This is a genomic window from Bradyrhizobium sp. SZCCHNR1017, assembly GCF_032381375.1.
Taxonomy (GTDB): Bacteria; Pseudomonadota; Alphaproteobacteria; order Rhizobiales; family Xanthobacteraceae; genus Bradyrhizobium.
This window is the reverse complement of the sequence record NZ_JAUHIR010000001.1, coordinates 267,380-279,670: the sequence shown is the minus strand read 5'-3', so window position 1 is coordinate 279,670 and position 12,291 is coordinate 267,380. Positions and strand designations below refer to the sequence as shown.

The following is a 12,291-nucleotide window of genomic DNA, read 5'->3' as shown; positions in this document are numbered from 1 at the left end:
TTAACCATGGACCGGCACACCGGCGGCCGAGGTAATCAGTTGCCGAAATCCCCTGCTCCACGCCAACAAAAATTGCGCAAGCCGCAACGCGGCAGCCGCTGGCGCGCGCTGCGGCGCGATGCGAAGCGAATCGCAGGGCGCGGTGCGCAGTGGTTGGGCCGGACGGTGGGCGCGGCGCCGCGGTGGATCAAGATCGCCTGCGGCGCCTTGGTGCTGCTCGTGACCTTCGCGCTGGTCAATCTGGCCTATCACGTGCTGCGCAAGCCGACCGAGCTGTTCGTGGTAACGGGTCATTCGCTCGACAAGGAGCCGGAGGAGACTTGGCGCCAATATGGCGCGCTGTTCCGTGAGAGCTCGACACGATCGATCACGTCGGAGCTGCTCGCCGCCCTGGCGCAGACCGAGAGCTCGGGCAATCCGGTGGCGCGCACCTATTGGCGCTGGCGCTTCGCATGGAATCCGTTCGCGCTGTATCAGCCGGCGTCCAGCGCCGTCGGCTTGTTCCAGATGACCGACGGCGCCTTTGCCGACGCCGCACGGTTCTGCATCCGGGATCACGAGGTGGTCAGCGACGGCTGTGGGTCACCGAGCCTGTACGTCCGCGCATGGCCGGCGCATGCGGTGGCGCTCACGGTGATCTCGCTCGACCGCCAGGTCTCCGCCGTGCTCGCGCGGCAGCCTGGCGCCAAGCCGAGCGCGCAGCAGCGGCAGGATCTCGCGGCCGTCATTCATCTGTGCGGCGCCGGGCCGGCGGCCGGGTTCGCGCGCCGTGGCTTCAAGCCGGCGGATGGCGAGCGCTGCGGCGACCATTCGGTCGCCGGTTATCTCGGCCGCGTCAATGCGATGAAGAAGCAGTTTCAGAAGCTCTCGGCGGCGGAGCAGAGCTAGCGCATGGCGCCCGCTCGGCAACATCGCAGCCCGCCCGGTTCCGCGTTAAGCACGTCGGATTCACCGATGTGGGCAAAGCGCGCCCGTTAAGACATTGGCAACGAACTGCCGCGCATTTTCTCCGTCCCATTAGTACAGGAGTCACCATGTCAGAGATCGGCATTCCCGGCGCGCGCATCCGGTCCTTCATCGAGCGGATCGAGCACCTCGATGGCGAATTGGCGGAGCTGAACGAGCAGAAGAAGGAAGTGTTCGCCGAGGCCAAGGGCGAAGGCTTCGACGTCAAGATCCTGAAGGAGATCATCAAGCTCAGGAAGCAGGACCAGGACGAGCGCGACGAGCACGAGACGCTGCTCGACACCTATCTCCGGGCGATGGAAGCGGCCGAGACCGGGCCGGCCAGCAAAACCCCCGAGCGCAAGGCGGCGTGACGCTGCCGACCGACGATGGCGGCGCGCAGCCCATCTGCGCCGCGCGCTGCCCTCCCCGGGATTTTCCTTGCCCGGTTCCATCCGAGCCTCTAACGCTGCGCTACGCTTCTGCCCGCGCCCGAGGATGAGATGACCGACGCAATGACCTGCCCGCAATGCCGCTCCGAGCACGCCTATCAGGACGGCGCGCTATGGGTCTGTCCCGAATGCGGCCATGAATGGAGCGGCGACGCCGCCCTTGCGGCATCGGCCGGCGATGACGCCAGCATCCGCGATGCCAACGGCAACGTTCTGGCCGACGGTGACAGCGTCATCGTCATCAAGGACCTGAAAGTGAAGGGATCGTCGTCGGTGGTGAAGGGCGGCACCAAGGTGCGCAACATCCGCCTGCAGGAGGCGAGCGACGGCCACAACATCGCCTGCAAGATCGACGGCATCGGCCAGATGAACCTGAAGTCGGAGTTCGTGCGCAAGGCGTAGAGCCTGGTGCTCCCGGAACATTCGCGACGCCATGGCGTTCGGATCGACAACGGGAGGATGGCCATGCTGACGGACGACCAGATCGCGACGCTTTCGGATATCGGCCAGGCAATCGCCTTCTCGCCCGACCGGCAGGACGAACTCGATGGACTGATCCGCGAAGGTTATGTCGCCAAGGACGGCGACATCTACGAGCTGACGGCAAAGGGGCAGAAGATCCTGACCGATCGAGGTGCCGGATTGAACGAGGCCTGACGGACCGGAGGCTCGCAGCACCGGGCATCGGGGCGTCGGTATCAGCGCCACCGGAAAGTCTGGCATCCGGCCAAATATCATGCGGGGAATCGGCGGTTCGTCTGCAGACACCCTTGCGAATCGAACTCTGATTCACCCAATGAACGGCGATATTCCGCCCGAAGACCCCGAAAACAATGTCCGCGGGCGCCGCAGGACTGCGCAGGCGCTGCCTGTTATTTGACGCAACAGGTCCGGCTCAGGCCCGGCACTCAGGCCGAACAACACAACACGGGCAAATCGCCAATTGATCGAGCAGCAAACGCAGGCCGGTTGCCGAACGCTGCGTGATCCAAGCAGTGAATCCGTCACGCTTCTGTCGCCATGAAGTGACACCCGTAGCAATCCGTTCCGTAGCAGCACGGCGTGGATTCATAACTTGGCATGAACTCTGCTTTCCAGATCCTGACCGGGTCCCACTCTTTGGAGGCAGAATCAACGTGCTCGTCACTCTCGTCGCAATGCTATGCAACGGCCAGCTCTGCATGGAGAAGGTCGTCACCAACAGCGAGATGTCCGGCATCACGATGACATCCTGCGCCGTCAGCGCGCAGATCGGAATCGCAGACTGGATGTCCAAGGGTCCCTATCACGAGTGGCATCTGCAGGGTTACAAGTGTGTCGCCGGCAAGTACGTGCCGAAGACCAACGCCTGATCCGCTTTGCACGTCCGGCTGGCGCCCGGATATCCGGGGCCGGCCGGGCGGAAGAGCTCTGCACTGCTGTCGAATGTTCGACCCCAGCCGCGTCGCATTCGGGACATGCGCAGCAAAAAACGCTGCCGTTAGCGTGCAAACGAGCCCTGAATCGGCGAATTCGATGCGCAATGGCGCTGGCCCGCTTCGTGCAATGCCCCTCAGCGACAATGAGGGGATGACGTCATGCCGTTCTACAGCTTCCATTGCGCAGCCTGCGCAGAGGATGTCGAGTTGCTGATCGGGATTTCTGAAAGGCCAGTCTGTCCGACCTGCGGCAGTCGCAAGCTGACCCGCCTACCCTCGCTGCCGGCGCCGCCAGCGCGCAGCCCCGGCCTGATCAAGGCCGCGCGCAGCCAGGCAGCACGCGAGGGGCACCTCAGCAACTACAGCCGCGCCGAACGGAAGAAGCGCTGACCCGGCCGCGGCCGCCGGCCCTCGGCCTCAGTCCGACGTGATCTGCACCTCGGGCACGTCATCCTCGGGATCGTCGATGTCGAGGCCGTCCTCCTCGTCCAGATCGATCCCGGAGAGGCAGATGTCACCGTCGTCGATCACGAGCTCGACCGGGGACAACGTCCGGCCCTGGCAGGGCCCGATGAAGCATTGTCCGGTATCGAGGTCGAACTGCGCACCATGCTCGCCACAAACGAGGAAATTGCCTTCCTCGTCCATGAACTCGCCCGGATGCTTGTCGAGGCGGGCGCCCTGATGCGGGCAGGCATTCTCGAAGCCATAGAAATTGTTGCCCTTGCGCGTGACCAGGATCGGCCAAGGCTTGGCGCTGCCGTCGGGCTCGCGGCGCTGGAGAACGAAGCCCCGCGCCGCGCCATCGTCCACCTCATAGGTCGCGCAGATCGCAAACAGCGTGCTCATCATCCGCCTCTTCTCGCCTCGCCCGGCGTTCTTGGCGCATCCGCGACATCACAGGCGCGCTGAAGAGGCTCGCAGCAAGCAGCATGCCAGCCAGTACCTGACAGACACAGATCGCGGCCTCAGGCCGCTGGCATGCCGAGGCGGCCGATCCCGGGAAATTTCAGCGCCGGCCGGCGCAGATCGACGCCGAGAACTCCCCCGAAGAAGTTCAGCTCGACGCCCTCGATCCACCCGACGGTGACACCGAGATAGCCGCCGAGCGATACGAACAGACCGGTCCCGGAGGCCGTGCGCCCCCACCAGCCGTCAAAGGGGAAGTCCTTGCCGATTGCAGTCGGCGGCAGCACGGCGTTCAGCTCCGGAACCGCGTTCAGCGCCGCCTGCACGAAGGTGTTCGAATTCGGCCCCGGCCAGGCGTTGTAGTCGCCATAGGCGCGGAAGCGGTAGTTCTCGATCACGCTGCGGATCCTCGGGATCACCCGCTCGGCTTCATCGCCGTCGACGGCCAGCACTGTCTCCGGCAATGCACCGAACCAGCGACCATCGGGCGCGAAGCCATCGACCCGGATCGGCTCACCCCACGCGGTGTAGTCGTAGCGGGTGTAGCGCGGGCCGCCCTTCTCCTTCACGACGATCCAGGTGTGGACCGCGAAGATGCCACGCCAACGCACCGTGCGCGCAGCGAATACGCGCACCATCGCGTCGGCATGCTGCGCCGGCGATGGCAGCAGGCCCGCGCTCGAACGGTCCGCAGTCTGCCAGCTGCCGCGACGATCGCCGCGCAGATAGTTCGCGGCAGACAGCGAGATGGGCACGAAGATGAGCAGCAAGAAAGCGAGCACGGGCTTTTTCACGATGAGCGAGGACAATGGAGGCGCCGAGGAATGACAGCCATGTAGTCATCGCGCCCGCCGTCGCCAACGCCGGCCGGCACGCCACCTTCACAATCCGGACACCAGGGCAGCGCTGAAGACTCAGTGCCGGCGGAAACCACCGCCCGGGCCGGAACGCCCGCCGCCGCGAGGGCCGCTGACGCCGACACGCGCAGCACCCATGGCGGGGCCGCCCCCGATATGCGCCAAGCCGATTTGCGGCGAAGTCCCGATCATGCGCATGCCGCCCATCTGCGCGCGGGCGCTCTGCGGCGCACCGCTGCTTCGGCTCATCAATGGCTGCACCATGGGTGGCGTTGCAGCTCGAGCGGGAGCACCAGCCACGACCGGAGGTGCGGCGGGACCGGCGGCAGTCGAAGGCGGCACGCGACCTTGCATGCCCGAAGTCGGTCCGGATGGTTGGCCCGTGCCGGCGACCGCGCCCGCTCCGGCGCCAGGCTGGATCATCCCGCCGGGACCACGACCCGGCATCCCCGGGGTCATGCCAGGCTGAGGCGGATTTTGCGCCATGACCGGCGGATGGCGATGCCAGTAGCGGTTCCAGAACGCGTGCCGATGATACCAAGGCCGTCCGAAATAGAAGCTGCTCCAATAGGTGGTCAGCGTGAAGCCGACAGTCGGCACGTACTCGACATATTCGGGCAGGTAGACGTACTGCTCACGATACAGATAGGCGAGCGTCCGCGCCGCGACCCAGCCGCGTTCGCCTCCGAAGCTGACATCGCACCATGCGCCGCCTTGAATGCAGCCATGGATGGTGATCCTGGCACCGACTGGAATGCGCTCGACGACGGGAAAACCGGGGCCGGGTCCTGCGCGCATGGTGGCCGCGGTGCGCACCAGGCCCGGCGCGGCCACCGCCAGCGAGGCGGGCGTGACAATCAACAGCGCAGCAACAAGACACGGTCTGAGTTTCACCACGGGCGCCCTCCTGTCTGTTTGCCCGAGCGAGCTCGGGCGCGAGACTCTCGCGCCCCGCATGCGCGGCTCAGGCATCCGGTCCACGGGGATGGTTGCAGACTATCGCGGCAACCTCACGGCGCTCCGTTGTCGGAGAGGAGTTGCGCTGCTCCACCGAGAGCACGGCGAAATGCCTCGTCGAACGTCACGCCACGGAATTGCCACCGATCTTGCTTGCCAGCGCGATCGAGGCGCCATTGCGTGACCCAGCCCAGTTCGGCATCGTCCCAGGTGAGATCGCCAAAGAGCATGACATCAGCGCCGGGAAACCACGACGCAACCGCCGCGGGCTGGACATCGTTCAACTTGGTCCGCTCAATAGCGGCCTTCGAGACCTCGGAGGCGCTTGGCAGAGCGATCTCGAGTCCACGCTTGACGGCGGCTGCGCGCAGCGCGTCGCGCTGCAGATCGGACCTCCGGTCGTCGGATGCAACGAAGAAAGTACGACCGCCCGACGTCATCGCCACGATCACGGCAATCGACGGGCGCGGCGCCGGCCACGGCTTGATGTTCAAGCTCGCAAGCAACTGATCGATCCGCGCGCGATCGAATGACACAGTCAAGTCATATGGACGGTCGCGCGTGCCCTGCTCATCGTGCTTCGGCTTGCCCGACATCTGATCGTGATAATCGAAGCCGGTGACGAACTCCGCTGCCCGCGCCTCGAGTGGCGCGAGCCTTGCGTCGTTCCTGAGCTGAAATGCACCGGACACCTTGATCAGCACGTCTTCCAGACATGCTGCAAATGCCGCCCGGCGATTGTCCTCGCCCTGACCGGTCACGACCGTCTGCGCCTGGTACAGGTCGGTCGGAGCCGCATTCGCAATAGTGCAGGCCCCGACGACCATCATCGCCCAGAGCCCGAGACGCCATACGCCCCAACCGCGGAGAGCACCGCACTGCCTCATCGCGCCCTCGATCCGGCTATGTCGGCTATTTCTGCCGGTCGAGCTTGACGATCGTCGGTGTGGCGGCGTCGGACGTCGAGAACGTCACGCGATCGCCGGCGTGGATGTTCTCGATCATGGCATTGTCCTTGATCTTGAACTCCTGGGCCGCTCCCGCCGTGTTGGCGCCGACGGTCCCGTTGGGAACGCGCTTGATCGCGATCGTGCCGTTGAGACGGTTGATCCCCGTGACCATGCCCGCCGTGTCTTGCTCCGCTGCCAGAGCGGGCCAAGTCCCCGCAAACAGGGCGACCGTCGCCAGAGTAATGCCAACTGCTCTCATCGCTGTTCTCCTGCCTTGCTTCTCGCGGCAAACAAAACACCACGAATTCTTTGGTTCCCGGAACCTTCAGCTTCGTCGCTGACGACTTTGGGCCGTCTAACGCGCCACAATCAATGCGCCGTGCAGCCCGTTTGTCGCCCCCAAGCACTACGCCTACATAAAACATGCTGATCGTCTCCGCCGCTGCGGACGACGCGCGCTCGACCGGGCGCAATCGCGAACCTTCTTCGACCGACACGGCTCGGCCACCCTCATGTAGTGATTTGCACGGATTTGTCATCAGACCAGCGCGTGATCAAAGTTTTCCTGCACTCGCAGTATCGACGCCCCGTAACGCCGAATTCATCAATGCGTCAGGATGCGCCTTGACAGCACAGGCAGCCGGGAGGACGATAATCGTGTCGTCCAATCTCGGTGGCCGTTCCTGACGGCGCCGCGATGTCCGAACGACAACAACCCATCTGATTGCAGGGAGGTTCTATGACTCCACCTCCGTACCAGATCCGCTGAGTGCGACGGGACTCGCTTCGGACCATCGCATAGCGGCAAATCACGAACGGCACGCCGGGTCGCGGCTTAGTGGGCTGCATCAGCGAGGCATGGCCCCTTGCCCGCCCGGCGCTGTTCCGTCCATCTGGATCACTTCAGCGCGAGCTTGGTAGCTATCTGCGGCTCCCAATACTTGGGTTGATACTGCGCAACGAGAGTATTGGAACGTGTGATCAGTCGATCGCGCGCAGCGATCAGCTGACCAATGGCAGCCGAGATATCCGCTCGCGGCATCGCCGCATTCCCAATGTCCCCGACCAATATCCCCGAACGAAATCCTTCATCGCCTGATGCACGGCGGGTGCAGGCGTCACCCGCCGCCGAAGCAATCTGCCGCAGCTACTTGCTGTAGTCGTAGAAGCCCTTGCCGGTCTTGCGGCCGAGCTGGCCTGCGGCCACCATCTCCTTCAGCAACGGCGCCGGCCGATACTTCGGATCGTTGAAGCCGTTGTAGAACACCTCCATCACCGACAGCATCGTGTCGAGACCGATCAGATCGGCCAGCGCCAGCGGACCGATGGGGTGATTGCAGCCGAGCTTCATGCCCTCGTCGATGTCGGCCGCGGTCGCAATGCCTTCCGAATACGCGAAGATCGCCTCGTTGATCATCGGGCACAGGATGCGGTTTACGGCAAAGCCCGGGCTGTTCTTCGCGGTGATCGCGACCTTGCCGATCCGCTTGGCGAAATCGGCGGCGGCCGCATGGGTCGCATCCGAGGTCTGCAGGCCGCGGATCAGTTCAAGCAGCGCCATCATCGGCACCGGATTGAAGAAGTGCATGCCGATGAAGCGGTCGGGCCGGTCGGTGGCGGTGGCCAGCTTGGTGATCGAGATCGAGGAGGTGTTGGTCGCGATCAGCGCCTCGGGTTTCAGACCGGCACAGAGGTCCTTGAGGATCTTGAGCTTCAACTCCTCGTTCTCCGTGGCGGCCTCGATGACCAGGTCGCAGTTCGACAGCTTCGCCTTGTCGGCGGTGCCGGTGATGAGCGACAACGCCCTGTCCTTGTCGGCGGTCGTCATCTTCTCCTTCTTGACCAGGCGATCGAGGCTGGAGCCCACCGTCGCCAGCCCGCGCGCCACGGCCTGCTCCGAAATGTCGACCATGACGACCGGAACGCCCGCGGCGGCGCACACCTGCGCGATGCCGTTGCCCATGGTGCCTGCTCCGATGATGCCGACCGTCTGAATCATTGCCGCTTCCTCTCAATCTCGTATCCGCGGGGACCGCCCCGTCCTGCGCGGTTGCTTAACAGGCTATCGGCCGGCCGGGTAGACCCAAGGCGGCGGGCCGAGAGGGGGCCGGCTGCCCCGCGGTTCGGCGGCATCGGAAGCGAACGGTCGCCCCGGGGTCCAAACCAAGAGCCGGCAGACAACCGGCACGGCGCCCAGCCAGAGCCAGCCGCCCGCACCCGCGCCGACGGCGCCGCGCAACGACGCGGCCGGCGACAGCGCGCGCGGCACCGGGCCGCTGAACAGGAGCCGCTGACCGACACGCCGGCACGGGCGACCGGGCGGCGGCGGCCGTCGCGTGAGCGCCACGCCAAATCCGTCGGTGTCATCGGAACACCTGTTGAGGCCGACGGTTCTCCACGCTGCAACAGCTCCAATCGAGGAGACCGCCGTGGCGACCGCCGAAACCACCCGACCATCCCCGGAGCCAACGGCGCAGATCGCACGGCATCCGATCCATCCGATGCTAGTGCCGTTCCCTATCGTCTGCTTCATCGGAGCGTTCGTCACCGACATCGCCTATTGGCGGACCGCTGAAATCATGTGGGCGGATATCTCCGCCTGGCTGCTGCTGGTCGGACTGATCATGGGCGTGCTGGCCGGCATCGCCGGGCTCATCGACTTCCTTGGCAATCGGCTGATCCGGTCGCAGGCACCGGCCTGGCCGCACACGGCCGGCAACCTCATCGCCCTGGTGCTGGCCTTCTTCAACAACTTGGTCCATTCACGCGATGCCTGGACCTCGGTCGTGCCGACCGGCCTCATCCTGTCGCTCGTCACGGTGCTGATCCTGCCCGTCACCGGCTGGCTCGGTTGGTCGCTCGTGTATCGTCACAGGGTGGGAGTCGCACGATGACGCCGTCCGGCTCCTCCCGCCTCGCGCCTCTGCTCACAGCCCTGCTGCTCGGAGTATCCGCGCTTGGTCTCACCGCGTGCAACGAAGGCGGCGATCCGAACGCCGAGATCGGCGCCAACGTCAAGCTGCCCGCATTGACGCAATACCTGTTGCCGCCGATGAACGTCGCCACGGTGGTCGGCTGGAAACAGGGCGAGACTCCCAAAGTCGCGCCGGGCCTGAAGATCGAGGCGCTCGCGACCGGCCTGCAGCATCCGCGCTCGCTCTACACGCTGCCGGACGGCGACGTGCTGGTGGTGGAATCGAAAGCGCCGCCCCCGCCGCCGGCGAAACGGCCGAAGGACCTCGTGATGGCCCTCGTCGAATCCTGGGCCACGTCGGGCGGCAACACCGGAGCGAGCAACCGCGTCACATTGTTGCACGACGCCAATGGCGATGGCATTCCCGAGCAGCAGAGCCTGTTCATCGACCATCTCAATTCGCCGTTCGGGATCGCTCTGGTCGGCAACGATCTCTACATCGCCAACACCGACGCCATCGTTCGATATCCCTACACGCCGGGCGAAACCCAGATGAAGGACGCGGGCACGACGCTTGCCGCGCTGCCGGGCGGCCCGATCGATCATCACTGGACCAAGAGCCTGGTGGCGAGCCCCGACGGCCGGTTGCTCTATGTGGGCGTCGGCTCCAACAGCAACATCACCGAGAACGGCATCGAGGCCGAGAAGAACCGTGCCGCCATTCTCGAGGTGGATCGCACCACGGGACGCTGGCGGGTATTCGCGAGCGGCCTGCGCAATCCGAACGGATTGAGCTTCGAGCCGCAGAGCGGCGCGCTGTGGACGGTCGTGAACGAGCGTGACGAGATCGGTCCGGACCTCGTGCCCGACTACATGACCTCGGTGAAGGACGGCGGCTTCTATGGCTGGCCATACAGCTATTACGGCCAGCATGTCGATCCCCGCGTGCAGCCGCAGCGGCCGGACCTGGTCGAAAAGGCCATCGTCCCGGACTACGCGCTCAGCTCGCATGTCGCGCCGCTCGGCATGACGTTCTACACCGCCAGCGCACTGCCGCAGGCCTATCGCGGCGGCGCGTTCGTCGGCGAGCACGGCAGCTGGAACCGCACGCCGTTGAACGGCTACAAGGTGGTCTACGTCCCCTTCGATGGCGGCAAGCCGAACGGCGAAGCCCAGGACGTCGTGACCGGCTTCCTCAATGATCGGAACGAGGCGCGCGGCCGGCCGGTCGGTCTCGCCGTGGACAAGACCGGCGCCCTGCTGATTGCCGACGATGTCGGCAATACGGTCTGGCGCGTCACGGCATCCGGCGGCTGACGGCCTTCAGCCCAATGACGCGAAGAATGGAGGACGATATGGGACTGGCTCAATACGCTATCGTTGCGGTCGGCGATCATTGGAGCGTGCTGCATGACGGCAACGCCCATGGCGACTACGCGACCAAAGAGGCTGCGTTCGAATCCGCTGCATCAGCTGCGACGCTGGCCATCAAGCAAGGCCACGAGGTGCATCTCAGCGTTCCGGGCAATGACCCCGATCGCTCGAACAACTAATCAGCACCACAACACTCATCGTGAGTTCCGACGGGACCTCCAGGGATAGTGAAGTGCACGCTAACGTGTGTTAGCGACAGCCCCTCGGCAGGGCAGCAGACTCATGTTCGGAGGATCAACAGGAGTTTCGCCATGAAGGTCACCCGGAACCGGCGCAAGCAGACAGTGTCGTTCCGCCAGCGGCTGCAGCAGGCTGCAGCCGCTGCCCGCGAGGCGGCAGCACGTCTTCCCGCAGGCCCCGAACGCGACATCATGCTGAAGAAGGCGATGCAGGCGGAGACGGCGGCGCATATCAACGAGCTGTTGAGCGCGCCGGTGCTGCACGCCGCGGAGCGCTAGACCACGCGCCGTATCGTCTGCTGCGGCTCTGAAAGGAACCCGAACGCCATCACGACGCTTTGCTTTCGAGGTCTTGTCTCGGCGAGAGGACGATGATGGCCCGGGTCGTGATAGGCACATCGGGATGGCACTACGAGTCCTGGCGCGGCGCGTTCTTTCCGCCGGGACTGCTGATCAGACATCGGCTGCCCTACTACGCCAGCCAGTTCGAGACCACCGAGCTGAATGGCGTGTTCTACAGGACACCGACGGAAGCTGCCGTCCGCGGCTGGCGCGATCAGACCGGGCCCGATTTCGTTTTCGCCTGGAAGGCCTCCAAGTTCATCACGCATTGGAAGCGCCTGTCTGCGCGCTCGGTCAACAGCATCGCGCTGATGGAGAGCCGGCTGTCGCTGCTCGGCGACAAGGCCGGCCCCGTGCTGTTCCAGCTGCCGCCGCAATTCGAAGCGAATCCAGAACGGCTCGAGTCGTTTCTGCCGCTGCTGCCGACGCACCGGCGCTACAGCTTCGAATTCCGTCACCCGAGCTGGTACACACCGGCCATCATGCGCCTGCTGAGGGATTCGAACATCTCGCTCTGCCTGTCGGACCATCACGACGCGCCGGCACCGTGGAGGCGCACGGCCGATTTCGTCTATGTGCGCGGCCATGGTCCGGGCGGCCGCTACAAGGACAACTATCCGGACGCGACACTCGAGGCCTGGGCCAAGCGCATGCGCGCCTGGGCGTCGCACGGCATCGACGTCTACGTCTATTTCGACAACGACCAGAAGAGCGCGGCACCCGCCGACGCTCTGCGGCTACGCCGGCTGCTCGCGGCGTCTTCTCACCGCGCACGCCACGCAGCGCGCGCCAGCTCGTCGGAACATCGTGCACATCTCTCGGTTTAGGTCTGCAACCAACGAGGGGAACGATCCGCGCGACGCACACTCGTCACGCTCGGCTGCCTGGTGCTGGCGAGCCCTGCCCTCGCCCAATCCGTCGGCGAAAAGACCGG

17 protein-coding genes are annotated in these 12,291 nt (G+C 65.1%); 11 read left to right on the top strand and 6 right to left on the bottom strand.

All coding sequences use genetic code 11. The annotated features are described in order from the left end of the window. Positions 1-108: 108 nt before the first annotated feature. The 6 genes from QW863_RS01400 to QW863_RS01375 all read left to right on the top strand — a co-directional run bounded on the left by QW863_RS01400 (position 109) and on the right by QW863_RS01375 (position 3,205). Positions 109-888, top strand: a complete 780-nt coding sequence (locus QW863_RS01400) for a transglycosylase SLT domain-containing protein (RefSeq protein WP_315712638.1) — start codon at positions 109-111, stop codon at positions 886-888. Positions 889-1,034: 146 nt separating this feature from the next. Continuing rightward, positions 1,035-1,319, top strand: a complete 285-nt coding sequence (locus tag QW863_RS01395) for a DUF2312 domain-containing protein (RefSeq protein WP_315712263.1) — start codon at positions 1,035-1,037, stop codon at positions 1,317-1,319. Between the two features lie 129 nt (positions 1,320-1,448). Further along, on the top strand, positions 1,449-1,799 hold the full coding sequence (locus QW863_RS01390) for a zinc ribbon domain-containing protein YjdM (RefSeq protein WP_315712264.1): 351 nt from the start codon (positions 1,449-1,451) through the stop codon (positions 1,797-1,799). Between the two features lie 63 nt (positions 1,800-1,862). Beyond that, entirely contained in the window at positions 1,863-2,054 is a 192-nt protein-coding gene (locus QW863_RS01385) for a hypothetical protein (RefSeq protein ID WP_315712266.1), read from the top strand. Positions 2,055-2,533: 479 nt separating this feature from the next. Then, entirely contained in the window at positions 2,534-2,749 is a 216-nt protein-coding gene (locus QW863_RS01380) for a hypothetical protein (protein WP_315712268.1), read from the top strand. Positions 2,750-2,974: 225 nt separating this feature from the next. Beyond that, positions 2,975-3,205, top strand: coding sequence for a zinc ribbon domain-containing protein (locus QW863_RS01375; RefSeq protein ID WP_315712270.1), 231 nt, complete (start codon positions 2,975-2,977; stop codon positions 3,203-3,205). A gap of 27 nt (positions 3,206-3,232) precedes the next feature. On the opposite strand, the gene QW863_RS01370 is transcribed toward QW863_RS01375, so the two are convergent. The 6 genes from QW863_RS01370 to QW863_RS01345 all read right to left on the bottom strand — a co-directional run bounded on the left by QW863_RS01370 (position 3,233) and on the right by QW863_RS01345 (position 8,487). Continuing rightward, on the bottom strand, positions 3,233-3,667 hold the full coding sequence (locus tag QW863_RS01370) for a Rieske (2Fe-2S) protein (protein ID WP_315712272.1): 435 nt from the start codon (positions 3,665-3,667) through the stop codon (positions 3,233-3,235). Between the two features lie 116 nt (positions 3,668-3,783). Further along, a complete protein-coding gene (locus QW863_RS01365; protein WP_315712274.1) occupies positions 3,784-4,506 on the bottom strand; it encodes a DUF3750 domain-containing protein in 723 nt (240 codons plus the stop codon). A gap of 132 nt (positions 4,507-4,638) precedes the next feature. After that, a complete protein-coding gene (locus tag QW863_RS01360) occupies positions 4,639-5,478 on the bottom strand; it encodes an SH3 domain-containing protein (RefSeq protein ID WP_315712276.1) in 840 nt (279 codons plus the stop codon). A 113-nt stretch (positions 5,479-5,591) separates the two neighbouring features. Beyond that, positions 5,592-6,425, bottom strand: coding sequence for a DUF2066 domain-containing protein (locus QW863_RS01355; protein WP_315813922.1), 834 nt, complete (start codon positions 6,423-6,425; stop codon positions 5,592-5,594). A 25-nt stretch (positions 6,426-6,450) separates the two neighbouring features. Further along, a complete protein-coding gene (locus QW863_RS01350; protein WP_315712278.1) occupies positions 6,451-6,747 on the bottom strand; it encodes a copper-binding protein in 297 nt (98 codons plus the stop codon). Positions 6,748-7,635: 888 nt separating this feature from the next. Continuing rightward, entirely contained in the window at positions 7,636-8,487 is an 852-nt protein-coding gene (locus tag QW863_RS01345; protein ID WP_315712279.1) for a 3-hydroxybutyryl-CoA dehydrogenase, read from the bottom strand. A 430-nt stretch (positions 8,488-8,917) separates the two neighbouring features. Between QW863_RS01345 and QW863_RS01340 the strand changes: the two genes are divergently transcribed. From QW863_RS01340 to QW863_RS01320, 5 genes are all read left to right on the top strand, one after another. Then, positions 8,918-9,382 carry a DUF2231 domain-containing protein gene (locus QW863_RS01340; protein ID WP_315712280.1) on the top strand — a complete coding sequence of 155 codons (465 nt, stop codon included), beginning with the start codon at positions 8,918-8,920 and terminating at the stop codon, positions 9,380-9,382. Continuing rightward, positions 9,379-10,719: a sorbosone dehydrogenase family protein gene (locus QW863_RS01335; RefSeq protein WP_315712281.1), complete on the top strand. Its 1,341-nt coding sequence runs from the start codon at positions 9,379-9,381 to the stop codon at positions 10,717-10,719. The genes QW863_RS01340 and QW863_RS01335 overlap by 4 nt, the downstream gene beginning before the upstream one ends. A 38-nt stretch (positions 10,720-10,757) precedes the next feature. After that, complete coding sequence (locus QW863_RS01330; protein ID WP_315712282.1) at positions 10,758-10,955, top strand: hypothetical protein; 198 nt, start codon at positions 10,758-10,760, stop codon at positions 10,953-10,955. A gap of 132 nt (positions 10,956-11,087) precedes the next feature. Beyond that, complete coding sequence (locus QW863_RS01325; protein ID WP_315712284.1) at positions 11,088-11,294, top strand: hypothetical protein; 207 nt, start codon at positions 11,088-11,090, stop codon at positions 11,292-11,294. A gap of 95 nt (positions 11,295-11,389) precedes the next feature. Beyond that, on the top strand, positions 11,390-12,184 hold the full coding sequence (locus tag QW863_RS01320) for a DUF72 domain-containing protein (RefSeq protein WP_315712639.1): 795 nt from the start codon (positions 11,390-11,392) through the stop codon (positions 12,182-12,184). Positions 12,185-12,291: the final 107 nt, after the last annotated feature.

Coding starts and splice junctions, on each gene's coding strand:
- QW863_RS01390 (WP_315712264.1), top strand. CDS start 1,449: ATGACCGACGCAATGACCTGCCCGCAATGCCGCTCCGAGCACGCCTAT.
- QW863_RS01330 (WP_315712282.1), top strand. CDS start 10,758: ATGGGACTGGCTCAATACGCTATCGTTGCGGTCGGCGATCATTGGAGC.
- QW863_RS01345 (WP_315712279.1), bottom strand. CDS start 8,487: ATGATTCAGACGGTCGGCATCATCGGAGCAGGCACCATGGGCAACGGC.
- QW863_RS01320 (WP_315712639.1), top strand. CDS start 11,390: ATGGCCCGGGTCGTGATAGGCACATCGGGATGGCACTACGAGTCCTGG.
- QW863_RS01395 (WP_315712263.1), top strand. CDS start 1,035: ATGTCAGAGATCGGCATTCCCGGCGCGCGCATCCGGTCCTTCATCGAG.
- QW863_RS01335 (WP_315712281.1), top strand. CDS start 9,379: ATGACGCCGTCCGGCTCCTCCCGCCTCGCGCCTCTGCTCACAGCCCTG.
- QW863_RS01325 (WP_315712284.1), top strand. CDS start 11,088: ATGAAGGTCACCCGGAACCGGCGCAAGCAGACAGTGTCGTTCCGCCAG.
- QW863_RS01355 (WP_315813922.1), bottom strand. CDS start 6,425: ATGAGGCAGTGCGGTGCTCTCCGCGGTTGGGGCGTATGGCGTCTCGGG.
- QW863_RS01375 (WP_315712270.1), top strand. CDS start 2,975: ATGCCGTTCTACAGCTTCCATTGCGCAGCCTGCGCAGAGGATGTCGAG.
- QW863_RS01370 (WP_315712272.1), bottom strand. CDS start 3,667: ATGATGAGCACGCTGTTTGCGATCTGCGCGACCTATGAGGTGGACGAT.
- QW863_RS01350 (WP_315712278.1), bottom strand. CDS start 6,747: ATGAGAGCAGTTGGCATTACTCTGGCGACGGTCGCCCTGTTTGCGGGG.
- QW863_RS01385 (WP_315712266.1), top strand. CDS start 1,863: ATGCTGACGGACGACCAGATCGCGACGCTTTCGGATATCGGCCAGGCA.